At 66.2% G+C, this 25504-nt stretch carries 25 protein-coding genes; 11 read left to right on the top strand and 14 right to left on the bottom strand.

Going from position 1 to position 25504, the window contains the following annotated elements:
- Positions 1–10 precede the first annotated feature (10 nt).
- From ACSFB7_RS34895 to ACSFB7_RS34885, 3 genes are read right to left on the bottom strand one after another with little or no spacing between them, the layout of a single operon-like run.
- Positions 11–1195 (bottom strand): acetyl-CoA C-acyltransferase family protein, encoded by a 1185-nt coding sequence (locus ACSFB7_RS34895; protein WP_435476912.1) that lies wholly within the window; start codon positions 1193–1195, stop codon positions 11–13.
- Between the two features lie 32 nt (positions 1196–1227).
- On the bottom strand, positions 1228–2013 hold the full coding sequence (locus tag ACSFB7_RS34890; protein ID WP_435476911.1) for an enoyl-CoA hydratase/isomerase family protein: 786 nt from the start codon (positions 2011–2013) through the stop codon (positions 1228–1230).
- Positions 2010–2720 (bottom strand): TetR/AcrR family transcriptional regulator, encoded by a 711-nt coding sequence (locus tag ACSFB7_RS34885; protein ID WP_435476910.1) that lies wholly within the window; start codon positions 2718–2720, stop codon positions 2010–2012. Before ACSFB7_RS34885 ends, ACSFB7_RS34890 begins: the two co-directional genes overlap by 4 nt.
- Before the next feature lie 140 nt (positions 2721–2860).
- Here ACSFB7_RS34885 and ACSFB7_RS34880 point away from each other — a divergent pair, with 140 nt between their 5' ends.
- From ACSFB7_RS34880 to ACSFB7_RS34855, 6 genes are all read left to right on the top strand, one after another.
- Complete coding sequence (locus ACSFB7_RS34880; protein ID WP_435476909.1) at positions 2861–3742, top strand: ABC transporter ATP-binding protein; 882 nt, start codon at positions 2861–2863, stop codon at positions 3740–3742.
- Positions 3742–4620: a branched-chain amino acid ABC transporter permease gene (locus ACSFB7_RS34875; protein ID WP_435476908.1), complete on the top strand. Its 879-nt coding sequence runs from the start codon at positions 3742–3744 to the stop codon at positions 4618–4620. The genes ACSFB7_RS34880 and ACSFB7_RS34875 overlap by 1 nt, the downstream gene beginning before the upstream one ends.
- Positions 4621–4959: 339 nt before the next feature.
- On the top strand, positions 4960–5997 hold the full coding sequence (locus ACSFB7_RS34870) for a branched-chain amino acid ABC transporter permease (protein WP_435476907.1): 1038 nt from the start codon (positions 4960–4962) through the stop codon (positions 5995–5997).
- Positions 5998–6022: 25 nt separating this feature from the next.
- Positions 6023–7207, top strand: coding sequence for an ABC transporter substrate-binding protein (locus ACSFB7_RS34865; RefSeq protein ID WP_435476906.1), 1185 nt, complete (start codon positions 6023–6025; stop codon positions 7205–7207).
- A gap of 3 nt (positions 7208–7210) precedes the next feature.
- Positions 7211–8056 carry an ABC transporter ATP-binding protein gene (locus tag ACSFB7_RS34860; protein ID WP_435476905.1) on the top strand — a complete coding sequence of 282 codons (846 nt, stop codon included), beginning with the start codon at positions 7211–7213 and terminating at the stop codon, positions 8054–8056.
- Positions 8053–9879 carry an AMP-dependent synthetase/ligase gene (locus tag ACSFB7_RS34855; RefSeq protein ID WP_435476904.1) on the top strand — a complete coding sequence of 609 codons (1827 nt, stop codon included), beginning with the start codon at positions 8053–8055 and terminating at the stop codon, positions 9877–9879. Before ACSFB7_RS34860 ends, ACSFB7_RS34855 begins: the two co-directional genes overlap by 4 nt.
- Before the next feature lie 20 nt (positions 9880–9899).
- Here ACSFB7_RS34855 and ACSFB7_RS34850 read toward each other — a convergent pair whose 3' ends face one another.
- Entirely contained in the window at positions 9900–10229 is a 330-nt protein-coding gene (locus ACSFB7_RS34850) for a hypothetical protein (protein ID WP_435476903.1), read from the bottom strand.
- Positions 10230–10235: 6 nt separating this feature from the next.
- Complete coding sequence (gene clpB, locus ACSFB7_RS34845; protein WP_435476902.1) at positions 10236–12857, bottom strand: ATP-dependent chaperone ClpB; 2622 nt, start codon at positions 12855–12857, stop codon at positions 10236–10238.
- A gap of 156 nt (positions 12858–13013) precedes the next feature.
- On the opposite strand from clpB, the gene ACSFB7_RS34840 reads away from it, so the two are divergent.
- Positions 13014–14009, top strand: coding sequence for a Bug family tripartite tricarboxylate transporter substrate binding protein (locus ACSFB7_RS34840; protein ID WP_435476901.1), 996 nt, complete (start codon positions 13014–13016; stop codon positions 14007–14009).
- Positions 14010–14114: 105 nt separating this feature from the next.
- Positions 14115–14966, top strand: coding sequence for an acid phosphatase (locus tag ACSFB7_RS34835; RefSeq protein WP_435476900.1), 852 nt, complete (start codon positions 14115–14117; stop codon positions 14964–14966).
- Positions 14967–14987: 21 nt separating this feature from the next.
- On the opposite strand, the gene ACSFB7_RS34830 is transcribed toward ACSFB7_RS34835, so the two are convergent.
- The gene (locus ACSFB7_RS34830; protein WP_435476899.1) at positions 14988–15470 is read right to left on the bottom strand and encodes a molybdenum cofactor biosynthesis protein MoaE; all 483 of its coding nucleotides are present in this window, start codon (positions 15468–15470) and stop codon (positions 14988–14990) included.
- Positions 15471–15721: 251 nt separating this feature from the next.
- Here ACSFB7_RS34830 and dapA point away from each other — a divergent pair, with 251 nt between their 5' ends.
- On the top strand, positions 15722–16615 hold the full coding sequence (gene dapA, locus ACSFB7_RS34825; protein WP_435476898.1) for a 4-hydroxy-tetrahydrodipicolinate synthase: 894 nt from the start codon (positions 15722–15724) through the stop codon (positions 16613–16615).
- Here the strand turns inward: dapA and ACSFB7_RS34820 are convergent.
- From ACSFB7_RS34820 to ACSFB7_RS34785, 8 genes are read right to left on the bottom strand one after another with little or no spacing between them, the layout of a single operon-like run.
- Positions 16602–16853 carry a MoaD/ThiS family protein gene (locus ACSFB7_RS34820; protein WP_435476897.1) on the bottom strand — a complete coding sequence of 84 codons (252 nt, stop codon included), beginning with the start codon at positions 16851–16853 and terminating at the stop codon, positions 16602–16604. The two genes, dapA and ACSFB7_RS34820, sit on opposite strands and share 14 nt — an antisense overlap.
- Before the next feature lie 5 nt (positions 16854–16858).
- Positions 16859–18145 (bottom strand): molybdopterin molybdotransferase MoeA, encoded by a 1287-nt coding sequence (locus ACSFB7_RS34815; RefSeq protein ID WP_435476896.1) that lies wholly within the window; start codon positions 18143–18145, stop codon positions 16859–16861.
- Positions 18138–18683 (bottom strand): molybdopterin-guanine dinucleotide biosynthesis protein B, encoded by a 546-nt coding sequence (mobB, locus tag ACSFB7_RS34810; protein ID WP_435476895.1) that lies wholly within the window; start codon positions 18681–18683, stop codon positions 18138–18140. The genes ACSFB7_RS34815 and mobB overlap by 8 nt, the downstream gene beginning before the upstream one ends.
- A gap of 18 nt (positions 18684–18701) precedes the next feature.
- Positions 18702–20117, bottom strand: a complete 1416-nt coding sequence (thrC, locus tag ACSFB7_RS34805) for a threonine synthase (RefSeq protein ID WP_435476894.1) — start codon at positions 20115–20117, stop codon at positions 18702–18704.
- Between the two features lie 16 nt (positions 20118–20133).
- Positions 20134–20721 (bottom strand): hypothetical protein, encoded by a 588-nt coding sequence (locus ACSFB7_RS34800; RefSeq protein ID WP_435476893.1) that lies wholly within the window; start codon positions 20719–20721, stop codon positions 20134–20136.
- Positions 20721–22043 (bottom strand): homoserine dehydrogenase, encoded by a 1323-nt coding sequence (locus ACSFB7_RS34795; RefSeq protein WP_435476892.1) that lies wholly within the window; start codon positions 22041–22043, stop codon positions 20721–20723. Before ACSFB7_RS34795 ends, ACSFB7_RS34800 begins: the two co-directional genes overlap by 1 nt.
- Before the next feature lie 14 nt (positions 22044–22057).
- Entirely contained in the window at positions 22058–23089 is a 1032-nt protein-coding gene (locus ACSFB7_RS34790; protein WP_435476891.1) for a DUF1176 domain-containing protein, read from the bottom strand.
- On the bottom strand, positions 23086–24318 hold the full coding sequence (locus ACSFB7_RS34785; protein WP_435476890.1) for a pyridoxal phosphate-dependent aminotransferase: 1233 nt from the start codon (positions 24316–24318) through the stop codon (positions 23086–23088). The genes ACSFB7_RS34790 and ACSFB7_RS34785 overlap by 4 nt, the downstream gene beginning before the upstream one ends.
- Before the next feature lie 145 nt (positions 24319–24463).
- On the opposite strand from ACSFB7_RS34785, the gene ACSFB7_RS34780 reads away from it, so the two are divergent.
- Both ACSFB7_RS34780 and ACSFB7_RS34775 read left to right on the top strand, forming a co-directional pair.
- Positions 24464–24847, top strand: a complete 384-nt coding sequence (locus tag ACSFB7_RS34780; protein ID WP_435476889.1) for an Mth938-like domain-containing protein — start codon at positions 24464–24466, stop codon at positions 24845–24847.
- A gap of 143 nt (positions 24848–24990) precedes the next feature.
- Complete coding sequence (locus ACSFB7_RS34775; RefSeq protein ID WP_007830801.1) at positions 24991–25467, top strand: peroxiredoxin; 477 nt, start codon at positions 24991–24993, stop codon at positions 25465–25467.
- Positions 25468–25504: the final 37 nt, after the last annotated feature.

Below are 25504 nucleotides of genomic sequence, written 5' to 3'. Positions count from 1 at the left end.
GAGTGTGCCCTCAAACCCGCTCGAACACGGCGGCAATGCCTTGGCCGCCACCGATGCACATGGTGACCAGCGCATAGCGGCCACCGGTGCGGTGCAGCTCGGCAATCGCCTTCGTCGTGATGATCGCGCCGGTCGCGCCCACCGGGTGACCCAGCGAAATGCCAGAGCCGTTCGGGTTCACCTTGGCGGGGTCGAAACCCAGCTCCTTGATGACCGCGCAGGCCTGTGCCGCGAAGGCTTCGTTCGACTCGATCACGTCGAAGTCGCTCACCTTCAGGCCGGTGCGCTCCAGCACCTTGCGCGTGGCCGGCACCGGGCCGATGCCCATGTACGCGGGCTCGACACCGGCGTGTGCGTAGCCGACCAGGCGCGCCAGCGGCTTCAGGCCCAGCGCCTTCACCCGGCCGCCTTCGGCCAGCACCACGGCAGCGGCACCGTCGTTGATGCCCGATGCGTTGCCAGCGGTGACGAGCCCGTCCTTCTTGAACGCAGGCTTCATCTTCGACAGCGTCTCGACAGTGGTGTCGGCGCGCACATGCTCGTCGGTGTCGAACAGCACGACGCCCTTGCGCGTCTTCACCTCGACCGGAGCGATCTGCTCCTTGAAGCGCCCCGCAGCAATCGCCGCCGCAGCGCGCTGCTGGCTGGTAACAGCCAGCTCGTCCATCTGCTCGCGCGTGATGCCGTAGCGCGCCGCCACGTTCTCGGCAGTGATGCCCATGTGGATCTTCTCCCACGGGTCGTGCAGGATGCCCAGCATGTAGTCGAGCAGCACCGCGTCGCCCATGCGCGCGCCGTAGCGTGCCGAGGTGTCGAAGTACGGGCCGCGGCTCATCGATTCCGAACCACCGCCGATGGCGATGTCGCAATCGCCCAGCGCAATCGCCTGCGCCGCCGACACGATGGCCTGCAGGCCCGAGCCGCACAGGCGGTTGACGTTGAAGGCCGGCGTCTCGACCGGGCAGCCCGCGTCGATGGCCGCCACGCGGCTGAGGTACGCGTCCTTCACGTCGGTCGGGATCACGTTGCCCATGACCACATGGCCGATGGCATCGGCCGCCACGCCGCTGCGTTCGATGGCGGCCTTGACGACGGTGGTGGCCAGTTGCGTGTTGGGCACGTCCTTCAGCGCGCCGCCGAAGGTGCCGATGGCGGTGCGGGCGGTGCCGACCACGAAGATGTCGCGTTGGGTCATGGTGTGGATCTCCTGGATTGAAAAAACGGGATTCATCGGCCGGTGAAGGCGGCCGGTTTCTTGTCGAAGAAGGCGTCGATGCCGATGCGAAAGTCGTCGCTGGCCGCGCAGGTGCGAAAGGCCGCTGATTCGGCATCGAGCTGGCCGGCAAGGTCGCGATCGAGCGAGCCCCGCATCAGGCGGCGCAGGTTGCCCAGCGCCACGGTCGGCCCACGGGCCAGCCGCTGTGCCAGGGCCATGGCCTCGGCTTCGAGGTCGGCGGCGGGCACCACGCGGTTGATCAGCCCCATGCGCTCGGCGGCAGCCGTGTCGTAAGCGCCGCCGAACATCGCGATCTCCAGCGCGCGGCGCATGCCGACAAGGCGCGGCAGCGCCCACGAGGCGCCCACGTCGCAACTCGTGCCGATGTTCACGTAGGCGAGGTTGAAGCGCGTGCCTTCGGCGGCAAGCACGAAGTCGGCCTGCAGCATCAGGCTCAGGCCTGCACCGGCGGCCACGCCGTGCACCTGCGCAACCAGCGGTGCGTCCATGCCGTTGAACACGGTCAGTGCTTCATGCAGCGGCCCGATCAGGTCGGCCGCGCCCTGCAGCGGGTCGGCCCGCAGCACGGCCAGGTCGCCGCCCGCCATGAAGCCCTTGCCCGCGCCGCTCAGGAGCACGGCGCGCACGCTTTTGTCAGCCGCCAACTCGCGCGCGGCGGCGAGGAAGGCATTCGCCATCGGCACGTCGATGGCATTGAGCGCGGCCGGCCGGTTGAAGCGGATCGTGGCCACCGCACCATCGCGGCCCAGCAGCAGCGGAGCGTCATCTGTCGTCATGTCTTTCCTTTGGCTTTCACTTTGGCTGTGGGCACAGAGGGTTTGCGGCTCGTCGCAGCCGGACGCTGCAGCACGCCGTTCAGAAGCAGTTCGATGCCCTGGTCGGCAATCTGGTCGGGCGTGAGGTCGCCGTCGGGGCGATACCAGCGGCCGATCCAGCTCAGCGCGCCGGCCAGCATGAAGGCGGCCATCTTCGGATCGCAAGGCGCCAGCGAACCTTCGGCCACGCCGTCTTCGATGAGCCGGCGGAACTGCCCGTCGATGCCGGCCTTCAGGCGGCGCAGTTCCTTCTTGAGCGGATCGGGCAGCGGGTCTTCGCCGATGCGGATCACGCACATGCCGAAGTCCTGCGTGACCACGCCCGAGTAGATGCGCATGCAGGCCTTGAGCTGCTCGATGGCGCTGCCGCCCGCGGCGCGCACCTCGCCGATGCCGACCTTCATCAGGTCGAGCGCGATGCGCACGCACTCCAGCAGGATCTGGTCCTTGCTCTCGACGTAGTAGTACAGCGTGGGCTTGCTGACGTTGAGCCGCTCGGCAATGTCGTCGAGCGAGGTCGCATGGAAGCCGCGCTCGTTGAACAACTGGGCGGCGGTCTGCAGCACGGCATTGCGCTTGACTTCGCGCTGCTGCGCGCGCTTGTCGGCGGGCTCCCAGGGCGAGGTCGGGGTGGAGGGAACGGGCGAACGAGTGGCAGGACGGGGCATGGGGTTTGTGCTGGCGCGGGAAAGTCCGGATGCCGCGCAATGCAGCGACCTGTGACATTACCCGCCAGTAGGAATTTTACGTACCAGTAGCTTCTCTGCTCCTGGACACAAACCCTGACCTTACAACGACGCGCTGAGCCATGCCTGACGAGCCCCATAGGGACTCCCCCTCTTCCCCATCTTCCCCCGCCACACCCCCGGTGCTGCAGGTCGATGCCTTGACGCTCGCCTTCGGCGGCGTGAAGGCGTTGACGAACGTCGGCTTCAGCGTTGCGCCCGGCTCGATCACCGCGGTGATCGGCCCGAACGGCGCGGGCAAGACCTCGCTGTTCAACACCATCTCGGGCTTCTACAAGCCCTCTCAGGGCCGTGTGCTGTTCGAGGGCGAGGACATCACGCGCCTGCCCGCGCCGAAGCGCGCCGCGCTGGGCCTTGCGCGCAGCTTCCAGAACATCGCGTTGTTCCGTGGCATGACGGTGCTCGACAACATCAAGCTCGGCCGCCACGCCCACCTGAAGACCAACGTGTTCGAGGCCCTCTTCTACCTGGGCCGTGCGCGCCGCGAAGAAGCCGAGCTGCGCCGCGACGTGGAAGAACGGATCATCGATTTCCTGGAGATCGACCACATCCGACACGCCTCGGTCGCGGCCTTGCCCTACGGCCTGCAAAAGCGCGTGGAAATGGCCCGCGCCCTCGCCATGCAGCCCAAGGTGCTGATGCTCGACGAGCCCGTGGCCGGCATGAACCGCGAGGAGACGGAAGACATGGCGCGCTTCATCCTCGACGTGCGGCGCGAATGGGGCATCACGGTGCTGATGGTCGAACACGACATGGGCATGGTGATGGACCTGTCGGACCACGTGGTGGTGCTCAACTTCGGCCAGGTGATCGCGCAGGGCACGCCGACGCATGTGCAGGCCGACCCGGAAGTCATTCGCGCCTACCTCGGCGCGGGCGACGTGGGCGAGCTGCGGCGTCGGCTGCGCGGCGAAGTGTCTTCAACGGCCGCGGAGGTGGCCTGATGGATTGGGCCTACCTCTTCGAGATCGCGCTGACCGGCATTGCCGGCGGCGGCCTGTATGCGCTGGCCGCGCTGGCCTTCGTGCTGGTCTACAAGGCCACGCGCGTCGTCAACATCGCCATCGGCGAGATGCTGATGGTCGGCGCCTACCTGTTCTTCACCTTCGCCGCGAGCTTCTCGCTGCCGCTCTGGCTGGCGGTGTTGGGCTCGGTGATAGGCACCGGCCTGCTGGGCGCGGTGATCGAGCGCACCATGATCCGCCCGCTGCTGGGCGAGCCGCCGATCTCGGTGTTCATGGTCACGGTGGGTCTGGCGTCGGTGCTCGTGGGGCTGGTCGAGATCATCTGGACAGCAGACCAACGCCGCCTGCCCGAGTTCTTGCCGAACACGCCGGTGATGGTCGGCGAAGCGTTCCTCGCGCCAAAGATCGCCTACGGCGCCTTGATCGCCGTGGTGCTCATCGGGCTCGTGCTGCTGCTGTTCCGCTTCTGGCGCGGCGGCGTCGCGTTGCGGGCCACGGCATCGGACCAGGCGGCCGCCTACTCCATGGGCATCAACGTGCCGCGCGTGTTCTCCCTCGCCTGGGTGGCCTCGGCCATGATCGCGGCAGTGGCCGGCATCATCGTCGGCTCCATCGGCGGCATCTCTTCGTCGATGGGCGTGTTCGGTTTGTCGGTGCTGGTGGTGGTGATCGTCGGCGGGCTCGACAGCGTGCTGGGCGCGCTGGTCGGCGGCATCTTCATCGGACTGGTCGAGGCGTTGGCCGGCTCGTATCTGGGCGGCGAATACAAATTGCTCGCGACCTTCATCGTGCTGGTGCTCGTGCTGATGGTGCGGCCTTATGGGCTGTTTGGCACGCACGAGATCGAGAGGCTTTGAGATGAACGCCTGTCTTTCTTTTCATCGCGGCGTGCGTGATTCGGGGCGCCGTTGTTCAGGGCAACGCTCACGCCGACACGGTGCTCTTTTTCGCGAATGTCCCCCGCTTCGCTCCTCCTTTATTTCGCGAAAAAGAGCCCCGTATCGACGTGAGCGCTCAGAGCACTGGTTGATCGGCGATCACCAGCAGCGTGTCCTAGTGCGAATGACGCCGGGTGCTCCCCGCAGCGAAATAAAGGAGGAGCGAAGCGGGGGACATTCGCGGAGGGGAGCACCCGGTGTCATTCGCACCCGCCCCGGACAACAGCGCCACCAAGAACACAAGCGGCAGGCAAAACAATGCGCATAGGCACTTCCAAGCAAAGCTACACAGCCGACGCCGCGCTGTTCGACTCGCGCACGCAGAAGACGTGGCTCGCCATCGGCGCGGCGCTGCTCGTGCTGTTCCCATTCATGGCCAGCGACTACTGGCTCTACCTTGCGTGCCTGGTTGCCATCAACGTCGCGAGCGCCACGGGCCTCAACATCCTTACTGGCTACACAGGGCTAGTGAGCCTGGGGCAAGCGGCCTTCATGGGCCTGGGCGCATACACAGTCGCCATCATGCAGACGCGACTGGGCACGCCCTTCCTGCTGAACATCCTCGCAGGCGGCGTGGTCGCAATGCTCGGCGGGCTGATCGTCGGCATTCCCTCGCTGCGCGTGAAGGGGCTGTACCTTGCGATCGCGACCATCGCCGCCTCGTTCATCACGCACTTCCTGTTCGCCAACCTCAAGCTCACCGGCGGCACCACCGGCATCTCACTGCCACCGGCCCAGTTCTTCGGCCTGCCTCTCGACACATCGTTTCGCCTCTACTGGGTCATCGTGCCCGTGATGATCCTCATGGTGCTGGGCGCGGCCAACCTGTTTCGCACACGCGTGGGCCGGGCCTTCATCGCGATCCGCGACCGCGACATCTCGGCCGAGGTGCTGGGCATTCCGCTGCTGCGCTACAAGCTGCTGTCGTTCGGGCTCTCGTCGTTCTACGCGGGCGTGGCCGGCGGGCTGTGGGCCTACTTCTTCCGCGTGGTCACGCCAGAGAGCTTTCCGCTGCTCATGTCGATCTTCTTCCTCGCCGCAATCATCGTCGGCGGCATGGGCACCGTGCTCGGCGGCATCTTCGGCGCGGTGTTCATGACCATGGTGCCCGAGCTGCTGAAGCTGGTGGTCGACCTGCTGCCGGGCGGCGTCGAGATGACCGTTTTTCTCTCGCCCGTGCGCACCGTCGTGTTCGGGCTGCTGATCGTCGGATTTCTGGTGTTCGAGCCGCACGGGCTCGCAGAAGTGTGGCGGCGCATACGCCGCTTTTTCCATCTATGGCCGTTCCGCAACTGAGCCCATTCCAACAGGAGACAAAAGCATGCCCAAGACACCGAAGAAGCTTTCCCAACACCGCCGCGCCCTGCTGATCGCCGTCGGCCTTGCAGCAGCCGTGCCGTTCGCCAACGCACAAGGCACCGAAGACATCGTCATCGGCGGCTCGATCCCCATGACCGGCGTGTTCGCCTTCGCGGGCGTGGGCATCAACGCCGGCATTGCCGACTACGTGAAGATCGTCAACGACGCGGGCGGCATCAAGGGCCGCAAGCTGCGCTACGTGCCCGAAGACACGGGCTACAAGGTCGACGTGTCGGTGGCCGCCTTCAAGAAGATCACCAGCCAGAACAAGGTCAACCTGTACTACGGCGACTCGACCGGCTTCTCCAAAACCATCAACCCCGAGCTGGACCGTGGCGGCCAGATATTGATGGCGGGCGCCTCGTTTGCGACCGAACTCAACGACGCGGCCAAGTACCCGAACCAGTTCCTGGTCGGCCCCGACTACACCGAGCAGATCGGCATCCTGCTGCGCCACATCGCGAAGGAAAAGCCGGGCGCCAAGGTGGCCTTCGTGTATTCTGACTCCGAGTTCGGCCGCGACCCGATCGAGGCCAGCGAAGCCGCCGCGAAGAAGCTGGGCCTTTCGGTGCCAGTGAAGCTCATGACGCCGGCCGGCAGCGTGGACGTGTCCACCGAGGTCATCAAGCTGCGCCGCGCCGCGCCCGACTACACCATCTTCCACGGCTACATCCTCGCGCCCATTCCCGAGTTCATGCAGCAGGGCAAGCAGATGGGCATGACCAGCAAGTGGATGGGCACCTTCTGGACCATGGACAGCTCCACCGTGATGAAGATGGGCGAAGTCGGCGACGGCTTCATGGGCGTCATGCCCTACCGCTACTACTACGACACCACGGCCAAGGCGCCGATGCTCGACAAGATCCGCGCGCTGCGCACCGACTACCAGAGCACGGCCTACACGCAGGGCTTTCTCACGGCGATGCTGTTCACCGAGGCCGCAAAGCGCACGCTCGACGCCGGCAAGCCGCTGGACGGCAAGAACCTGAAGGCCGCGCTCAACACCATCAAGGACTTCGACACCGGTGGGCTGATCGGCATGCCCATCACCATCAAGGGCAACTCCATTCCCGTGGGCCGCGTCTACAAGGCCGACATGAAGGCGCAGAAGATGGTGGCGGCTTCGGACTGGATCGCATTGAACTGAGCGATGACGATGGACGCGCGCGCGGCACCGCCTGACCTCGTCCTGGAGGTCAACAACATCGAAGTGGTCTACAACAAGGTCGTGCAGGTCTTGCGTGGCCTGTCGCTGGCCGTGCCGCGCGGGCAGATCGTGGCGCTGCTGGGCAGCAACGGCGCGGGCAAGTCGACCACGCTGAAGGCGGTGTCGGGCCTGCTCGCGCTGGAAGACGGCGAGGTGGAGGCCGGACGCATCGCGTTCGACGGCGCGTCGACCGCGCAGCTCGCGCCGCAGCAACTGGTGCGGCGCGGCCTGAGCCATGTGATGGAAGGCCGCCGCGTGTTCGAGGACCTGACGGTCGAAGAAAACCTGGTGGCCGCCACCTATGCGCTGACGGGGCGCGACGGCCCCGCGCCCTCGCACAAGCCTCGTAACTTCGACGACGTGTATGCGTATTTCCCGCGCCTGCACGAGCGCCGCAAGGGCCTGGCGGGCTATCTCTCGGGCGGCGAGCAGCAGATGCTGGCCATCGGCCGCGCGCTGGTGGCGCAGCCCAAGCTCATCCTGCTGGACGAGCCCTCGCTGGGTCTTTCGCCCAAGCTGGTGGAAGACATCTTCACGATCATCGCGCGCATCAACGCCGAGCGCGGCACCTCGATGCTGCTGGTGGAGCAGAACGCGAGCGTGGCGCTGGCGATTGCGCACACGGGCTACATCATGGAAAGCGGCAAGGTCGTGATCGACGGCAGCGCCGAGCGGCTGGCGGCCGACCCCGACGTGCGCGAGTTCTATCTGGGCGTGGGCGGCAGCGGCGAATCGCGCAGCTTCCGCGAGCTCAAGCATTACAAGCGCCGCAAGCGCTGGCTCTCATGACCGACGCTCCCTCTCTTCCCTCGTTGACGCTGCCGCAGATGCTGCGCGAGCAGGCGCGCCGGCAGCCGCATCGCATCGCGATCCGCCAGAAGGACTTCGGCATCTGGCATCCGCTGGACTGGGCCGGCTACCTGCAACGCGCCAGCCACTTCGGGCTGGGCCTGCATGCGATGGGCCTGGCACCGGGCGGGCACCTGGGCGTGATCTCCGAGAACCGCGTCGAATGGCTGCTCGCGCAAATGGGCGCGGGACTGATCGGCGCCGTGACGGTCGGCGTGTACCCCACCAGCCCGAGCAACGAGGTGGCCTATGTGGTCGGGCATGCGGACATCGAAGTGATCGTCTGCGAAGACCAGGAGCAGACGGACAAGGTGCTGGACGCCATCGACCAGTTGCCGCGCCTGCGCAAGATCGTCGTCATCGAGACCAAGGGGCTGGCGAGCTATCCGCCCGAGGTGCGCGGACTCATCGCGACCTTCGCGGAAGTCGAACAGGCCGGCGCACAGGCGCAGGCACGCGAGGGCAACGCGCTGATCGACGCCGCGCTGCAGCGCCAGACGCTGGGCGACACCGGCCTGATGATCTACACCTCGGGCTCCACCGGCAAGCCCAAGGGCGCAATGATTTCGTACCGCAACATCCGCGGCGTGGTGCCCGGCATCGTCGACCGGCTCGGGCTCGACGGCGACACCACGCACCTGTCGTACCTGCCGCTGTGCCACGTGGCCGAACAGATGCTCACGGCCTTCGTGCCGGTGTACCTGGGCTCGCAGGTGAACTTCGGCGAATCGATCCGCACCGTGCAGGAAGACCTGCGCGAAGTGGCACCCACGATGTTCCTCGGCGTGCCGCGCATCTGGGAGAAGCTGCATGCGGGCATCAGCATCAAGATGCAGGAGACGGGCCGGCTGCAGCGCGCGCTGTTTCACAAAGCCATTGCGGCCTGCGCGCCGCTGGCCGAAAAGCCGCGCAGCGAATGGACACTGGCCGAACGCGGTCGCCATGCCCTGGCCTACTGGACGGTGCTGCGTGCGCTGCAGAACTTCATCGGCCTGCGGCGCGCGCGCATCGCGCTCACCGGCGCGGCGCCGATCCCGGCCGACGTGGTGCGCTTCTTTCGCACGCTGGGCGTGCCGCTGGTGGAGGTGTATGGCCTGACCGAATCGACCGGCATGATCGCGGGCCACCGCAGCGATGCGGTGAAGATCGGCACCGTGGGGCCGCCCACGCTGGGCACCGAGCATCGCGTCGGCGAAGCGGGCGAGTTGCTGGTGCGCGGCGACATGGTGTTCGAGGGCTACTACAAGAACCCCGAGGCCACGGCCACGTCGATCCGCGAGGGATGGCTCTATACCGGCGACGTGGTGCGCGAGGAGGACGGCCAGCTGCGCATCGTCGACCGCCTGAAGGACATCATGATCACCGCCGGCGGCAAGAACCTCACGCCCTCGGAGATCGAGAACACCATGAAGGGCAGCCCCTTCATCAAGGAATGCATCGTGGTGGCGGACGGCCGCAAGTTCGTCGGCGCGCTGCTGCAGATCGACTACGAGACGGTGGGCAAATGGGCGGAGGCGCAGCGCATTTCATTCACGCATTTCCGCTCGCTGGTGGAAGAGCCCCAGGTGCGTGCGCTGATCGACACGGAGATTTCGCGCGGCAATGAAAAACTGGCGCAGGTCTCGCAGATCCGGCGCTTTCATCTGCTGACCAAGGAGCTGGACCATGACGACGGTGAAGTCACCGCGACCATGAAGGTGCGGCGCTCCAGCATCTACAAGACCTACGCCAGCGAGATCGAGGCGCTGTACAGCAGCGCCTGATCGAAGCTGGGAGGCTTGGCTTACTCGCCGCGCACGGGGCGGGCCCGCACGTCGGTCACATCGTCGGCGGGGCCGATGGCGATGGGGCTGCGCACCGACTCGCCGCGCGCGCGGGCGCTGACCACATCGGCGGCGGTGGGCTCGGCCGGCGCGGCAGGATGGCGAAAACGGTCGAAGCCCGAGCGCGGGTTGAAGCGCATCACCCAGGGCGTCACGGGCCTGCCCGTGAGACGCCCCCAGGCGTAGCGCACACCCCACACCGCGGCCAGCAGCATGACCGCCACCGCCAGGCTGGCCGCGAAGACCAGCCCCAGAAGCAGAAGAATGACGCGAAGAATAAAGTTCATCATCCGACTTTAGGCCGAAGTGGCCCCCGTTGGTTCCCCGCTCTTGGTGAACGAGAACTGGCCCGGCGACTGGATCGGGTCGGTATTGACCTCGATCGTGTCCTTCGGCCCGAAGCTGCCGTCCAGCAAAAGCTTGGACAGCGGGTTCTCCAGGCGCTGCTGGATCGCACGCTTGAGCGGGCGTGCACCGAACACCGGGTCGAAGCCGACCTTGGCAATCTCGGCCAGCGCCGCGGGCGACACCTCCAGGCCCAGGTCCATCTTCGCCAGGCGCGCCTTGAGCACCTTGAGCTGGATCGCGGCGATCGATTCGATGTTCTTCGCGTCGAGCGCATGGAACACGACCGTCTCGTCGATGCGGTTCAGGAACTCGGGGCGGAAGTAGTTCTTCAGCTCGTCCCACACCGCTTCCTTGATCTCTTCGGAAGGCTTGCCCACCATGGCCTGGATGATCGGCGAGCCGATGTTGCTCGTCATCACGATCACGGTGTTCTTGAAGTCCACGGTACGGCCCTGGCCGTCCGTGAGGCGGCCATCGTCGAGCACCTGCAGCAGCACGTTGAACACGTCGGGGTGGGCCTTCTCGACTTCGTCGAGCAGCACCACGCTGTAGGGCTTGCGGCGCACGGCTTCGGTGAGATAGCCGCCCTCTTCATAGCCCACGTAGCCCGGCGGCGCGCCGATGAGGCGCGCGACCGAATGCTTTTCCATGAACTCGCTCATGTCGATGCGGATCAGGTGGTCTTCGCTGTCGAACAGGAAGCCCGCGAGCGCCTTGCACAGCTCGGTCTTGCCCACGCCCGTGGGGCCGAGGAACAAGAAGGAACCCGTGGGGCGGTTCGGATCGGACAGGCCCGAGCGCGAGCGGCGGATCGCATTGGCGACCGCGCCGATGGCCTCGTCCTGGCCGACCACGCGCTCGTGCAGCTTGTCTTCCATCACGAGCAGCTTGTCGCGCTCGCCCTGCATCAGCTTGGCGACCGGGATGCCGGTGGCGCGCGCCACGACTTCGGCGATTTCTTCGGCGCCGACCTGCGTGCGCAGCAGCGTGGGGGCGCTGGACTTGCCCTTGTTCGCCTCGCTGGCCTCGGCTTCCTTCAGGCGCTTTTCGAGCGCCGGCAGTTGGCCGTACTGCAGCTCGGCGACCTTGTTGAAGTCGCCCTTGCGTTCCCATTCCTTGATCTGGAACTTGATCTTGTCCATCTCTTCGCGCACATGCGCGCTGCCCTGGGCCTGCGCCTTTTCGGCCTGCCAGATCTCGTCGTAATCGGCGATTTCCTTTTGCAGCTTGGCGATCTCGTCCTCGATCAGGCCGAAGCGCTTTTGCGAGGCTTCGTCCTTTTCGCGGCGCACGGCTTCGCGCTCGATCTGAAGCTGGATGAGGCGGCGGTCGAGGCGGTCCATGACCTCGGGCTTGGAGTCCATCTCGATCTTGATCTTGGCCGCGGCCTCGTCGATCAGGTCGATGGCCTTGTCGGGCAGGAAGCGGTCGGTGATGTAGCGGTCACTCAATTCGGCCGCGGCCACGATGGCCGGGTCGGTGATCTGCACGCCGTGGTGCACTTCGTACTTCTCTTGCAGGCCGCGCAGGATGGCGATGGTGGCTTCGACGCTGGGCTCGCCCACGATGATCTTCTGGAAGCGGCGCTCCAGCGCGGCGTCTTTCTCGATGTACTTGCGGTATTCGTCGAGCGTGGTGGCACCCACGCAGTGCAGCTCGCCGCGCGCGAGCGCGGGCTTGAGCATGTTGCCCGCGTCCATCGCGCCTTCGGCCTTGCCGGCGCCGACCATGGTGTGCAGCTCGTCGATGAAGACGATGGTCTGGCCTTCGTCCTTCGCGAGTTCGTTCAGCACGGTCTTCAGACGTTCTTCGAACTCACCGCGAAACTTGGCACCGGCCAGCAGCGCGGCCATGTCGAGCGACAACACGCGCTTGCCCTTGAGCGAATCGGGCACTTCGCCCGCGACGATGCGCTGCGCAAGGCCTTCGACGATGGCGGTCTTGCCCACGCCGGGTTCGCCGATGAGCACGGGGTTGTTCTTGGTGCGGCGTTGCAGCACCTGGATGGCGCGGCGGATTTCCTCGTCGCGGCCGATGACCGGGTCGAGCTTGCCCAGGCGCGCGCGCTCGGTCAGGTCGGTGGTGTATTTCTTGAGGGCTTCGCGCTGGCCTTCGGCATCGGCGCTGTTCACGCCCTGCCCGCCGCGCACGGCGTCGATGGCCGATTCGAGCGACTTGCGGCTCAGCCCGTTTTCTTTGGCGAGCTTGCCGATGTCGGACTTGCTGTCGGCCACGGCCAGCAAAAAGAGTTCACCCGCGATGAACTGGTCATTGCGCTTGATGGCTTCTTTTTCGGTGGCCTGCAGCAGCTTGCCGAGTTCGGGGCCGACCTGCACGATGTCGTGGCCCTGCACCTGCGGCAGTTTCTTGATGGCGGCTTCGGCCGCCTGCACCAGGCCCTGCACGTTGACGCCGGCACGCTCCATCAAGGCGCGCGGGCCGTCGTCCTGGCGCAGCATCGCGACCAGCAGGTGGGCCGGTTCGATGTAGGCGTTGTCGTTGCCGAGCGCCAGCGTCTGGGCGTCGCTCAGTGCTTCCTGAAATTTGGTTGTGAGTTTGTCTTGTCGCATGGTGGTATTCCTGCATCCAAAATAGGGCCGTTCGGGCACGATTCAAGGCTGCCGGCCACGCCGGTGCCTTGGGCATGGCTATTGCACGGGATCCGTTTCCCCTTGTCCGTAGGCATTCATCTCTTTCTCTTTCCTCTCTCTCGAATGGAGTCGACCATGGTTTTTTCAATGCAGCGCGTTCAACCGGTTCGCCGGGCGATCAGCGCCGGCCTCCTCCTGGCCGCCGTGGGCCTGTCGGGCCTTGCGCACGCGCAAAGCGGCACGCCCATCCGCCTGCTCGTCGGCTTTCCGGCCGGCGCGGGCACGGATGCCATTGCACGCACTTTGGGTGAAAAACTCAAGGACGTGCTGGGCGTGCCGGTGGTGGTCGAGAACCGCGCGGGCGCGGGCGGGCAGATTGCGGCCACGGTGCTGAAGTCGTCGCCGGCCGACGGGCACACGCTGTTCTTGTCGCATGACCACACCATTTCGATCCTGCCGCAGGTGGTGAAGAACCCGGGCTTCAACCCCGCCACCGACTTCGTGCCCGTGGCCGGCTTCGCCACCTTCGCCAACGTGCTGGCCGTCTCGGGCGGCACGCCGGCCAAGAGCATCGACGAGTACGTGAAGTGGGTTCGCACCGCGAAGGGCGGCAAGGAAACCATCGGCATTCCCGCGCCCGCATCGATTCCAGAATTCCTCGTGAAGATGATCTCGGACAAGTACAAGATCGACGTGCAGCCCGCACCGTATCGCGGTAGCGCGCCGATGACGGCCGACATGCTGGGCAACCAGATCACGGCGGGCATCGCCTCGGTGCCGGACTTCATCGAGAACCACAAGGCGGGCAAGGTGCGCATCGTGGCCTCCATCGGCGCCAAGCGCCAGGCCGTGCTGCCGAACGTGCCGACCTTCACCGAGCTGGGCTTCGCGAACCTGGAAGACCTGCCCTACTACGGCATCTTCGCGCCGGTGGGCACACCCCAGCCGATCATCGACAAGTACGGCGATGCGCTGCAGAAGGTGCTGGCCATGCCCGACGTGAAGCAGAAGCTGACGACGATGGGCCTGACGGTCGGCTATGAGCCGCAGGGCCAGTTCGCGGGCCGCGTGCGCACGTACACGCAGACCTGGGAACGGATCATCCAGGCCAGCGGGTTCAAGCCCCTGTAAGCGAACGGGAACGGCCGCATTGGCCGTCGCATGGGTGTCACTTCAAGCCGGCGAGGCAACACTACGATGCCGCCTCGCCGACAGAAGAAGAACCAGGAGACATCCATGCGAACAACGACACTCGCCACCACGCTGGCCGCCGCGCTGCTGCTCGGCGCCTGCGGCAGCATCGCACCGCGCGTGACCGCGCCCATTTCAGCCGCCGAGGTCGGCGAACTGCGCGCAGGCTCGGGCTACCTCAAGGGCTACCTGCCCGCCGCCGACTTGCCCGACAGCCTCGCGTTGCTGCCGGCGCCTCCGGCCGAAGGCTCGGCCGCGCTGGCCGCCGATGGCGCGACCTTCCGCACCCTCACTGCCCTGCAGGGCACACCGCGCGGCGCGCTGGCCGTGCAGGACGCCAACCTGAAATTTCCGAAGGCCGCCGAAGTGTTCTCGTGCGCCCTCGGCATGCCCATCTCGGAAGAGGCCACGCCGAACCTGAACATGCTGCTGCGCCGCACGCTGGCCGATGCGGGCAGCGCCACCTACAAGGCCAAGAACAAGTACGAACGGACCCGGCCGTTCGTCGTGTTCAAGACCAGCAGCTGCACCCCGGGCGAAGAAGCCCACCTGGCCAAGGACGGCTCCTATCCCTCCGGCCACTCGGCCGTGGGCTGGGCCTGGGCACTGGTGCTGTCGGAGATCGCGCCCGATCGCGGCAATGCGCTGCTGCAGCGTGGCCGCGCCTTCTCGCAGAGCCGCGCGATCTGCGGCGTGCACTGGCAAAGCGACATCGAGAACGGCCACCTGATCGGCGCGGCGACGGTGGCGAAGCTGCATGCCAACCCGGTGTTCCAGGCGCAGATGGCTGCGGCCCAGGCGGAGATTGCGAAGGCACGTACCGCTGGGGCCGTGCCCGCGGGTGATTGCGGTGCGGAAGCCAGGGCATTGGCAACCACGGAGCTGATCGCGCCCTGATCGGCGGGCACTCAGCGCCGGTCAGGTCGGCGTGTTCGAAGCCGCGATACCCCAGCGCGCCAGCGCTGCGTCATCGGCCACACGCGCATCGACCCAGCGGGCGCCTTCAGGCGTCTGTTCCTTTTTCCAGAACGGCGCCTGGGTCTTCAGATAGTCCATCAGGAACTCGCAGGCCTCGAAGCTCTGGCCGCGATGGGCCGAGACCACGGCCACCATCATGATCTGGTCCAGCGGCTGCAGCAGGCCCACGCGATGGATCACGCGCGCGCCGAGGATGTCGAAGCGCTTGTGCGCCTCGTCGATCATGGCCTCGATGGCCTTCTCGGTCATGCCCGGGTAGTGCTCCAGCTCCATCGATGCGATGGTGCTGCCGTCGTTGCGGTCTCGCACGGTGCCGACAAAACTGCAGACGGCGCCCACGCGTTTGTCGCCCGCGCGCAACGTGGAAACCTCTTCCGAGAGATCGAAATCGGCCGTCTGGATCGAAACACGCGCAACGCTCATGTCCGAATTGTGGCATCGCGCTAGACTGCTGCAATGCCTTGTCTCGCCACGTTCTCCCCGGTGCTGTCGCACCCCGAGAGCCGTTGCGCGCGCCAGGGCAGCAAAGCCAAAAAACCAAAGCTCGTCTGACCGGAGCCGAGGTTCCGTCGTCGGATGAGCGACGGAACCTGCCAAGGCTTTGGCCCCTCATGGGTTGCGCGCGCATCGGACGGTGGTTCTTTCCATCGGTCGATTCCTGAAAGGAAGCCTGCGTGCCACAACAAACTACCGCCCCCACCCCTGATTTTTCGGGCCTCTGGATCCCGCTCGTCACCCCGTTCCGCGATGGCGCGGTCGACCACGCCGCACTTGCCGCATTGACCCGCCGCCTCGCCGGCGACGGCGTGGCCGGCTTCGTGGTCTGCGGCTCGACCGGCGAGGCCGCCGCGCTCGACGAGGCGGAGCAACTGGCCGCGCTCGATACCGTGCAAGCCGCCGCCGGTGGCCTGCCGATCGTCATGGGCCTGTCGGGCTATCACCTGGGCAAGACGACGGCCTGGGTCCGCAAGCTCGCGGAACGCCCGCTGGCGGCCCTGCTGGTGCCCGCGCCGCACTACATCCGCCCTTCGCAGGCCGGCCTGCTCGAATGGTTCCGCGCCATCGCCGACGCGAGCGCGGCGCCGGTGCTGGTCTACGACATTCCCTACCGCACCGGTGCAACCCTTGCCCGCGAGACGCTGCTGGCGCTGGCCGAGCATCCGCGCATTCGCGGCATCAAGGACTGCGGCGGCGACATGGCCAAGACACGCGCCCTGATCGCCGATGGCCGGCTGCAGGTGCTGTCGGGCGAAGACCACCAGATCTTCAGCACCGTGGCCGAAGGTGGCGTGGGCGCCATCGCGGCCAGCGGGCATGTGCAAACGCGGCGCTTTGTCCAGGTGCTGCGCCTGCTGGCCGACAACCGAGCGGCCGAGGCGCGCGCCGAATGGCAGCCGCTGCAGCCGCTGATCGAGATGCTGTTTGCCGAATCGAATCCGGGGCCGCTGAAGGCGCTGCTGGCGCACCAGAGCGCGATGCGCGACGAACTGCGCTCGCCGATGACCCGTGCGTCCGATGGCCTGCGCGAGCGCCTTGTCGCGCTCGACGCCCGGCTCAGCCGCCCGTAACCGGCGGGAAGAAAGCGACTTCGCAGCCTTCGTGCAGGGCTGCGGCTTCATCGCTCATGGCCTGGTCGAGCGCCATGCGCACGGCCTTGCCGCGTGCCAATGCGGTGGCATGCGCGCCGCCACGGGCGATGAGTTCGTCGCGCAACGCGGCCAGCGTCTGCGCGTTCGTCTCGACGGCTTCGCCGCTGCTGGAGAGCGCCTCGCGCACCGACGCGAAATAACGGATCTGGACCTTCATGCGATTCAGGACAGCAGCGAGGCGAAGGGAATGAAGTTCACGGTGTCGCCCGAGCGGATCGTGTGGCCCGCGGGGTTGTCAACCACGCCGTCGCCCCAGACCATCGACGTGAGCACGCCCGAACTCTGGTTGCCGAACAGTTCGAGCCCGCCGGCCGCATTGCGGCGTGCGCGCAGGAACTCGCGGCGCTTGTCGGCACGCAGCCAGTCGAAATCGGCACGCATCTGCACGGGTTCGGGCGTCACGCGGGTGGCGCCCTGCAAGGTCAGCAGGAAGGGGCGCACGAGCATCAGGAAGGTCAGGAAGCTGGACACCGGGTTGCCGGGCAACCCCGTCACGTGGCAGTGGCCCTGCCCGTCGCTGCGCGCGATGGAACCGTAGGCGAAAGGCTTGCCGGGCTTCATCGACAGCGACCAGAGCTGCAGCTCGCCGAGCGACTGCAGCGCGGCGCGGATGTGGTCTTCTTCGCCGACCGACACGCCACCGGTGGTGATGATCAGGTCGCTGGTTTCGGCCGCATGGCGCAAGGCCTCGATGGTGGCGTCGCGGTTGTCGGGCACGATGCCCAGGTCGTTCACCTCGCAGCCCAGCCGGTGCAGCAAGGCGCGCATGAAAAAACGGTTGGAGTTGTAGATCGCACCGGGCTTCATCGCATCGGGCGCGACTTCGCCGGGCATCACCAGCTCATCGCCGGTGGACAACATGGCCACGCGCGGCTTGCGGGCGACCTGCAGCTTGTGGAAGCCGACGCTGGCCGCAAGGCCCAGCGCGGCAGGCGTGAGGCGCTCGCCCTGCTTGAGCACCACGTCGCCCGAAGCCACGTCTTCGCCCGCGCGGCGCACCCACTGCCCCGCGGCGGGAACGATGGCGATGCGCACCGAGCCCAGGCCGCCTTCCTGCGGCATGGCGGTGGTGTCTTCCTGCATCACGACTGCATCGGCGCCTTCGGGGATCTGCGCGCCGGTGAAGATGCGCGCGGCGGTGCCGGCTGCGAGCGGCGTGCCGACGGTGCCAGCGGGAATGCGCTGCGCCACGGCCAGTTCAGCGCCGGGCGCGGCGCAATCGGCCACGCGCACGGCATAGCCGTCCATCGCGCTGTTGTCGCGCGGCGGCACGGTCAGGCCGGAGACGAGGTCCTGCGCCAACACGCGGCCATCGGCCTCGAAGGTGACGACGCTTTCGGCGGGCAGCTTCGGCTGCGCCTTCGCAAGGAGCACAGCGATGGCCTCGTCGAGCGGCATCAGCGGCGGGCGCAGGGACGAGGCGGCGAAGGGAACGGGGGAATCAGCCATGGTGTTCCGGGTTGTACTCGAAGCGGTCGCCGCTGGCGATCAGCCATTGCGCGATGGCCTCGGCGTCATTGAGGTCGAACAGCGGGCGTTCGGTGGGCGACGGCAGGCTGGACGGCGCATCGGTGGCGACGGCGGTGACAAACGGGTCGTCGGTGTACAGCACCGGGCGCGAAGGCTGGCCGTCTTCGGGCAGGCGCCAGACCTCGATCTTGAGCACGTCGCTGTGCCGGAAGCCTTCGACCAACACCCAATCGGCCGCCGGATGCAGTTCGGCCAGCAACTGGTGCACCGACAACTCGACCGGGGTCTCGAACTCGCGCATCACGGCCAGCCGCCTGTCGGAGGCCACGACCACCTCGAAGGCACCCGCCTCCCGGTGGCGGTACGTGTCCTTGCCCGGATGGTCGATGTCGAACTTGTGGTGCGCGTGCTTGACCACCGAGACGCGCTGGCCGAGCCGCTTGAGCACCGGGATCAGGCGCTCCACCAGCGTGGTCTTGCCCGCGCCCGAATAGCCGGCGAAGCCGACGACCTTCATGACGGGGCCCGACCGGGGTCAGTCACAGTTCTGGGCGATGTAGGCCTTCACGGCTTCCGCATCGGCGGGGAGCTTGACCACGCGCTTGGGCAGCGCTTCGATGCCCTCGAACTTCTTCGGGCGCGCGGGTTCTTCGCCCAGCGCCTCGACCAGCGTCTCGGCGAACTTGATCGGCAATGCGGTTTCGAGCACCACCATCGGCACGCCCGGCGCGAGATGTTCGCGCGCGGCCTTCAGGCCGTCGGCCGTGTGCGGATCGACCAGCGTGGCAAAGCGCTTGTCGGTGTCGCGGATGGTGGCCAGGCGGTCGGCGTGCGTGCTGCGGCTGCTCTTGAAGCCGAAGCGTTCGGCGGCATCCTTGAAGGCCGGATCGGCGCTCAGGTCGAAGCGGCCTTCCAGGCCCAGGTCTTCCACGAACAGCTTGCGCAGCTTGGCGGCATCGCGGCCGACCAGGTCGAACACGAAGCGCTCGAAATTGCTGGCCTTGCTGATGTCCATCGACGGGCTGGAGGTCTCGTGCGTGTCGGCCGCCCCGCGCACGCGGTAGATGCCGGTGCGGAAGAACTCGTCGAGCACGTCGTTCTCATTCGTGGCAACCACCAGCGTCTGGATCGGCAGGCCCATCATGCGCGCCACGTGGCCCGCGCAGACGTTGCCGAAGTTGCCCGAGGGCACGGTGAAGCTGACCGGCTTGTCGTTGCTCGCCGTGGCCTGGAAGTAGCCCGCGAAGTAGTAGACGACCTGCGCCAGCAGGCGCGCCCAGTTGATCGAGTTGACCGTGCCGATGCGGTACTTGCGCTTGAAGCCCAGGTCATTCGACACCGCCTTGACGATGTCCTGGCAGTCGTCGAACACGCCGGTGATGGCGATGTTGTGGATGTTGGCGTCCTGCAGGCTGAACATCTGCGCCTGCTGGAACGGGCTCATGCGGCCGTCCGGCGAGGTCATGAAGACGCGCACGCCCTTCTTGCCGCGCATGGCGTACTCGGCCGCGCTGCCGGTGTCGCCGCTGGTGGCGCCCAGGATGTTGAGTTCGGCGCCGCGGCGGGCCAGTTCGTACTCGAACAGGTTGCCCAGCAACTGCATCGCCATGTCCTTGAAGGCCAGCGTGGGGCCGTTCGACAGGGCTTCGAGGTACACGCCGTCTTCGAGCTCGCGCAACGGCACGATCTCGTCGGTGCCGAACACTTCGGCCGTGTAGGTCTTCGCGCAGATCGCCTTCAGGTCGGCCGGCGGAATGTCGTCGATGTAGAGCGAGAGGATCTCGAAGGCCAGCTCGGCGTATGGCAGATCGCGCCATTTGGCGAGCGTGGCGGTGTCGACCTTCGGGTACTGCTCGGGCAGGTAAAGGCCGCCATCGGGCGCGAGGCCTTCGAGGAGGATGTCGCAGAAGCGCTTGCGGTCGGGGTGGCCGCGGGTGGACAGGTAGTTCATTTTTCGGGTCTTGGGCTCAACGGCAATCGGGTTGCCAGCGGTCTCGTTCGAGCGCGGCCAGGGCGCGCTCATTGTCTCTCGTGATGGCTTCTCGCAGTTGGACCACCTGCTTGTCGTTCGGTATCCACTCCATCGGATAGCGAACCGAGAACTGGTAGGTCAGCACGCCACCACAGGCCGGCAGATGGAAGCTCTTGTGCGCCACCGCCTGGGCAAACTGCTTCTCGCGGCGGATTTCCGTCAGGTAGTACCAGTACGCATGGTCCTGTGCCACATGGCCCGCGAAGCGCTGCTGCTGCGCGCGATCACCCTTGAAGGCGTTGCTCACGGACTTGAATTCGGCGTCGGCACTGGAGGCCTTGCCCGGCCGCAGGAACACGGTCAGTGCCGTGGTCCAAGGGCCGGTCTCGTCGCCTGCGTCCATCGTGTAGGTCCACGCACGCCGGCCGTCTTCGAGGGTTTGGGGCTGCTGCGCTGCGAGCTGGTATTCGACCTTCGCGAGCTCCAGCGTGGGCGGCGCCACGAAGCCGGTCGCTCCCGCCTGGCCTGTCGCCACGAGCGACAGCAGCGCGAATGCGAATGCGGCCGCGCGCGACGCCGGCATCAGGACAGCTCTTCCTTGCGGATGCGCACGATCGGCTGCAGCACGGTAGGCAGCGCCTGCAGCTCGGCCAGCACGTCGTTGACGGTGCCTTCGCGCGCATCGTGCGTGAGGATGATGAGGTCGGTCTGCGTAGAGCCTTCGCCGCCCACTTCGTCGGCTTCGCGCTGCAGCACGGCGTCGATGCTGATGCCGGCGGTGGCGAGCAGGCCCGTCACCTTGGCGAGCACGCCGGCCTGGTCGGCCACGCGCAGGCGCAGGTAGTAGCTGGTGACGACCTCGGTCATCGGCAGCACCTTCAGGTCGCTCATGGCATCGGGGTGGAAGGCCAGGTGCGGCACGCGGTGCGCGGTGTCGGCCGTGTGCAGGCGCGTGATGTCGACCAGGTCGGCGATGACTGCGCTGGCAGTCGGCTCGCTGCCTGCGCCCTTGCCGTAGTACAGCGTGGTGCCGACGGCGTCGCCATGCACCACCACCGCGTTCATCGCGCCTTCGACATTGGCCAGCAGGCGCTTGGACGGCACCAGCGACGGATGCACGCGCAGCTCGATGCCCTGGGCCGTGCGCTTGGTGATGCCCAGCAGCTTGATGCGGTAGCCGAGCTGTTCGGCGTACTTGATGTCCTGCGCGGCCAGCTTGGTGATGCCTTCGATGTGCGCCTTGTCGAACTGCACCGGGATGCCGAAGGCGATGGCGCTCATCAGCGTGACCTTGTGGCCGGCGTCGACGCCTTCGATGTCGAAGGTGGGGTCGGCTTCGGCGTAGCCCAGGCGTTGTGCTTCCTTGAGCACGGTCGCGAAGTCCAGCCCCTTGTCGCGCATCTCGGACAGGATGAAGTTGGTCGTGCCGTTGATGATGCCGGCCAGCCACTGGATGCTGTTGGCCGTGAGGCCTTCGCGCAGCGCCTTGATGATCGGGATGCCACCGGCCACCGCTGCCTCGAAGGCCACCATCACGCCCTTGGCGTGGGCAGCCGCGAAGATCTCGGTGCCGTGCACCGCGAGCAGCGCCTTGTTGGCGGTGACCACGTGCTTGCCGGCCGCGATGGCTTCAAGCACAAGCTGCTTGGCGATGCCGTAGCCGCCGATCAGCTCGATGACGATGTCGATGTCGGGGTTGGCGATGACTTCGCGCGCATCGGCAACCACCTTCACGCCCTCACCGGCCACTTCGCGGGCGCGGGCGGTGTCGAGGTCGGCCACCATGGTGATCTCGATGCCGCGGCCGGCGCGGCGCTTGATTTCTTCCTGGTTGCGCTGAAGCACCTTGAAGGTGCCGCTGCCGACCGTGCCTGCGCCGAGCAGGCCTACTTGGATGGGTTTCATTGGGAGAGTCGCGTTCATGGTTTGGATGGGGTGGTGGACGTTGTGCCCACGATGCGGCTGACGTAGCGGGGCAAGGACCAGGCGCCGCCGGGGAAGCCGCGGCACATGCTGTCGATCGTTGCGCCGGTGCGCACGAAGTCCTTGCCGTTGAAGTGCCAGGTCTCGACCGACATGCAATCGCCGACGCCGCGGACCTTCATGGCAGAAGTGACGCTGGCATCCTTGCCGTCGAAATCGCCGCCCGCATCGATGGCCACCGGCGCATAGGGCGGCTTGTCGTTGGCGATCCAGAGCAGGCTCGTGGAGTTGTAGGCACCGACGTCGCAGCCCAGCGACAGCAGCACCTTGCTGTCGCTCAGGCGGTCGACCTGCAGCGATTTCGCCTGTGCCTGGTCGGTGTTGTTGCACGGACCCTGGGCATCGCTCAGGTTGAGGGAAGGAAAGATGCGCGCGGCCAACGTGTCGTCGCCGGGGTGCTTCTTCGGCGGCGTGATCGTGTGCACGACGGGCACCGGTACCGGCGGCAACACGGAAGACTCGGGATTGCTGCCGCGGCGCACCAGCGCGCCAATTGTTCCGACGCGGCCCTGGGCTTCGTCCATCTTCAGCAGCACGGCGTTGAGGCCGGCGAGCGAGAGGGCCCATTTCCTGCCGCCGCCGGCGGTGACGGTGGCTTCGTCGCTCTTGAGCAGTTCGGGGAGGATCGTGCGTACCTGCTCGGCATCGAGCTCGGAGTCGCTTCCCTGGAGCCCGGAAATGCTGGCCTTGCCGACCTTGAGGCGGACAGCGCCTTTGACGTCGCTCTCGCCACCAAGCTGGAGCTGAATCTCGATTGCCGTCGCCGGGCCTGCGGCGCGGGTGATCAGCATCGACACCGGCGCCGAGTCGCCGCGGTCAACCTGGTAGCCCGCCGCGCGGCAGGTGCGCGTGTTATCGCAGACGATCTCCCAGTCGTTGTGCGAGAACGCCACCGGGTCCTTGCCAGCGGCTGCCGCGGACAGCGCGGCAAGCGACAGCGCCGCAGCAGCGATGCAGGCGGATTTCATGGCCCCGTCTTGTTGCGCAAGCGGTACTGCTCCAGAAACTTCGCGATGCGGTTGATGGCCTCGCGCAGGTCGTCTTCGTGGGGCAGGAACACGATGCGGAAGTGATCCGGCGTGGCCCAGTTGAAGCCGGTGCCCTGCACCAGCATCACGCGGGTTTCCTTCAGCAGTTCGAGGAAGAACTGGCGGTCGTCCGCGATCGGGTAGACCTCGGGGTCGAGCTTGGGGAACATGTAGAGCGCGGCGCTGGGCTTGACGCAGCTCACACCCGGAATGGCGGTGATCAGCTCGTAGGCCAGGTCGCGCTGGCGGCGCAGGCGCCCGCCATCGCAGACCAGGTCGTTGATGCTCTGGTAGCCGCCCAGCGCCGTCTGGATGGCCCACTGGCCCGGCACGTTGGCGCACAGGCGCATGTTCGAGAGCATGTTCAGGCCCTCGATGTAGTCCTGCGCGGAGCGCTTGTCACCCGACACCACGAGCCAGCCGGCTCGATAGCCGCACGAACGGTAGCTCTTGGAGAGCGAATTGAAGGTGAGCGTGAGCACGTCGGTCGACAGGCTGGCGATGGCGGTGTGCTTGACGCCGTCGTACAGCACCTTGTCGTAGACCTCGTCGGCAAAGATCACGAGGCCGTGCTCGCGCGCGATGGCCACGATGCTCTTGAGCAGGTCGTCGGAATAAAGCGCGCCGGTGGGGTTGTTCGGGTTGATGACCACGATGCCCTTGGTGCGCGGCGTGATCTTGGCGCGGATGTCGTCCAGGTTGGGCATCCAGCCATTGGCTTCGTCGCACAGGTAGTGCACCGGCGTGCCGCCCGAGAGGCTCGTGGAGGCGGTCCACAGCGGGTAGTCGGGGGCCGGCAGCAGCAGCTCGTCGCCGTCGTTGAGCAGCGCGTTCGTGGACATGGCGATCAGCTCGCTGGCGCCATTGCCCAGGTAGATGTCGTCGAGGGTGACGCCCGCAATGCCCTGCTTCTGCGTTTCGTGCATGACGGCCTTGCGCGCTGCAAAGACACCCTTGCTGTCGGAATAGCCCGCCGAGTTCGGCAGGTTGCGGATCATGTCCTGCTGGATTTCCTCGGGTGCATCGAAGCCGAACACGGCCAGATTGCCGATATTGAGCTTGATGATCTTCTGGCCGTCCTCTTCCATCTGCTTGGCGGCGTCCATGATGGGGCCGCGGATGTCATAGAGAACGTTGGCCAGCTTGGCCGATTTCTTGAGCTGCTTCAAAAGGCCCTCCCGGGCGCGGAGTTGGTGGTTTGCTTGCTCGAAGTCACGGGCCCATGGACCTTGTCCAAGGAAACAAGGAAAGGCCCTTGCGAGCCCCGTGGCACTAGGGAAAACCTATAATTTGACCACAGTTCCCAGTGCACCGATGAAGCTCCAGCCTGACAAATCCGACGCCCAGTCCCTCACCGCACACGGCCCCGGCTGGGTGGCGATCAACAACGAAAAGGTCGAGGGCAGCGTGGTGGTTGGCTCGCGCGGCGAGCGCTTCGAATGGAACTGCACCCGCTTCGAGGAACTCGGCCCCGAGCATTTCGCCCAGCTTGCGTCACTGGGCGCTGAATTGATCATTTTCGGCAGCGGAAAACGCATCCGTTTCCCCCAACCCGCCTGGCTCCAGCCCTTGATGGCAAAGCGCACCGGAGTTGAAACAATGGACACCCCTGCGGCCTGCCGGACCTACAACATCCTGGCCGGTGAAGGCAGGCATGTGATTGCCGCTCTGCTGGTCGAGAGCCCGGCGGCTGACTGACGAGGGTGTTTTCGGGGTAAAATACTGGGTTGCGAACAGGCCAGCTACCCAAGTTAGCAACGACCAATCCTCCATTCGTCGAGCAAGCCCGAAAAAGGCTGAGAGGGCTCGGAGAACGGAATCTAACGGAGAAAACAAGTTTCATGGCGATCGTTGTCAACAAACCCATTCCTGAATTCGACGCCAACGCCACGGGCGGCCTCAAGGTCTCGAATACCTCGCATCTCGGCCACGTGCTGGTCATGTATTTTTACCCGAAAGATAACACTCCGGGTTGCACAACCGAAGCCATGCAGTTTCGCGACCGCTACAAGGACTTCGAAAAAGCCGGTGCCACCGTTTTCGGCGTGTCCCGCGACAACATGAAGTCGCATGACGAATTCAAGGCCAAGCTCGAGCTGCCCTTCGAACTGATCGCTGACACAGAAGAAAAAATGTGTCACATGTTCGGCGTGGTCAAGAACAAGATCATGTACGGCAAGAAGGTCAAGGGCATCGAGCGCAGCACCTTCCTGATCGGTGCCGATGGCATCCTGAAGGCCGAATGGCGCGGCCTCAAGGTGCCGGGCCACGTCGACGACGTGCTCAAGGCTGTCAAGGCGCTCAAGAAGGCTGCCTGATAGCCACACTGGCCGCCGGTTCTGCGCATTTGCGCCT

Origin of the sequence: Variovorax raffinosi (assembly GCF_051216615.1) — a bacterium.
Classification (GTDB): Bacteria; Pseudomonadota; Gammaproteobacteria; order Burkholderiales; family Burkholderiaceae_C; genus Variovorax.
The sequence above is the reverse complement of the archived record's forward strand: the minus strand, read 5'-3'. Positions and strand labels throughout refer to the sequence as shown.

Excerpts from the sequence above, each read along its gene's own strand:
- ACSFB7_RS34895 (WP_435476912.1), bottom strand. The coding sequence starts at position 1,195 with ATGACCCAACGCGACATCTTCGTGGTCGGCACCGCCCGCACCGCCATC.
- ACSFB7_RS34890 (WP_435476911.1), bottom strand. The coding sequence starts at position 2,013 with ATGACGACAGATGACGCTCCGCTGCTGCTGGGCCGCGATGGTGCGGTG.
- ACSFB7_RS34885 (WP_435476910.1), bottom strand. The coding sequence starts at position 2,720 with ATGCCCCGTCCTGCCACTCGTTCGCCCGTTCCCTCCACCCCGACCTCG.
- ACSFB7_RS34880 (WP_435476909.1), top strand. The coding sequence starts at position 2,861 with ATGCCTGACGAGCCCCATAGGGACTCCCCCTCTTCCCCATCTTCCCCC.
- ACSFB7_RS34875 (WP_435476908.1), top strand. The coding sequence starts at position 3,742 with ATGGATTGGGCCTACCTCTTCGAGATCGCGCTGACCGGCATTGCCGGC.
- ACSFB7_RS34870 (WP_435476907.1), top strand. The coding sequence starts at position 4,960 with ATGCGCATAGGCACTTCCAAGCAAAGCTACACAGCCGACGCCGCGCTG.
- ACSFB7_RS34865 (WP_435476906.1), top strand. The coding sequence starts at position 6,023 with ATGCCCAAGACACCGAAGAAGCTTTCCCAACACCGCCGCGCCCTGCTG.
- ACSFB7_RS34860 (WP_435476905.1), top strand. The coding sequence starts at position 7,211 with ATGACGATGGACGCGCGCGCGGCACCGCCTGACCTCGTCCTGGAGGTC.
- ACSFB7_RS34855 (WP_435476904.1), top strand. The coding sequence starts at position 8,053 with ATGACCGACGCTCCCTCTCTTCCCTCGTTGACGCTGCCGCAGATGCTG.
- ACSFB7_RS34850 (WP_435476903.1), bottom strand. The coding sequence starts at position 10,229 with ATGATGAACTTTATTCTTCGCGTCATTCTTCTGCTTCTGGGGCTGGTC.
- clpB (WP_435476902.1), bottom strand. The coding sequence starts at position 12,857 with ATGCGACAAGACAAACTCACAACCAAATTTCAGGAAGCACTGAGCGAC.
- ACSFB7_RS34840 (WP_435476901.1), top strand. The coding sequence starts at position 13,014 with ATGGTTTTTTCAATGCAGCGCGTTCAACCGGTTCGCCGGGCGATCAGC.
- ACSFB7_RS34835 (WP_435476900.1), top strand. The coding sequence starts at position 14,115 with ATGCGAACAACGACACTCGCCACCACGCTGGCCGCCGCGCTGCTGCTC.
- ACSFB7_RS34830 (WP_435476899.1), bottom strand. The coding sequence starts at position 15,470 with ATGAGCGTTGCGCGTGTTTCGATCCAGACGGCCGATTTCGATCTCTCG.
- ACSFB7_RS34820 (WP_435476897.1), bottom strand. The coding sequence starts at position 16,853 with ATGAAGGTCCAGATCCGTTATTTCGCGTCGGTGCGCGAGGCGCTCTCC.
- ACSFB7_RS34815 (WP_435476896.1), bottom strand. The coding sequence starts at position 18,145 with ATGGCTGATTCCCCCGTTCCCTTCGCCGCCTCGTCCCTGCGCCCGCCG.
- mobB (WP_435476895.1), bottom strand. The coding sequence starts at position 18,683 with ATGAAGGTCGTCGGCTTCGCCGGCTATTCGGGCGCGGGCAAGACCACG.
- thrC (WP_435476894.1), bottom strand. The coding sequence starts at position 20,117 with ATGAACTACCTGTCCACCCGCGGCCACCCCGACCGCAAGCGCTTCTGC.
- ACSFB7_RS34800 (WP_435476893.1), bottom strand. The coding sequence starts at position 20,721 with ATGCCGGCGTCGCGCGCGGCCGCATTCGCATTCGCGCTGCTGTCGCTC.
- ACSFB7_RS34795 (WP_435476892.1), bottom strand. The coding sequence starts at position 22,043 with ATGAAACCCATCCAAGTAGGCCTGCTCGGCGCAGGCACGGTCGGCAGC.
- ACSFB7_RS34790 (WP_435476891.1), bottom strand. The coding sequence starts at position 23,089 with ATGAAATCCGCCTGCATCGCTGCTGCGGCGCTGTCGCTTGCCGCGCTG.
- ACSFB7_RS34780 (WP_435476889.1), top strand. The coding sequence starts at position 24,464 with ATGAAGCTCCAGCCTGACAAATCCGACGCCCAGTCCCTCACCGCACAC.
- ACSFB7_RS34775 (WP_007830801.1), top strand. The coding sequence starts at position 24,991 with ATGGCGATCGTTGTCAACAAACCCATTCCTGAATTCGACGCCAACGCC.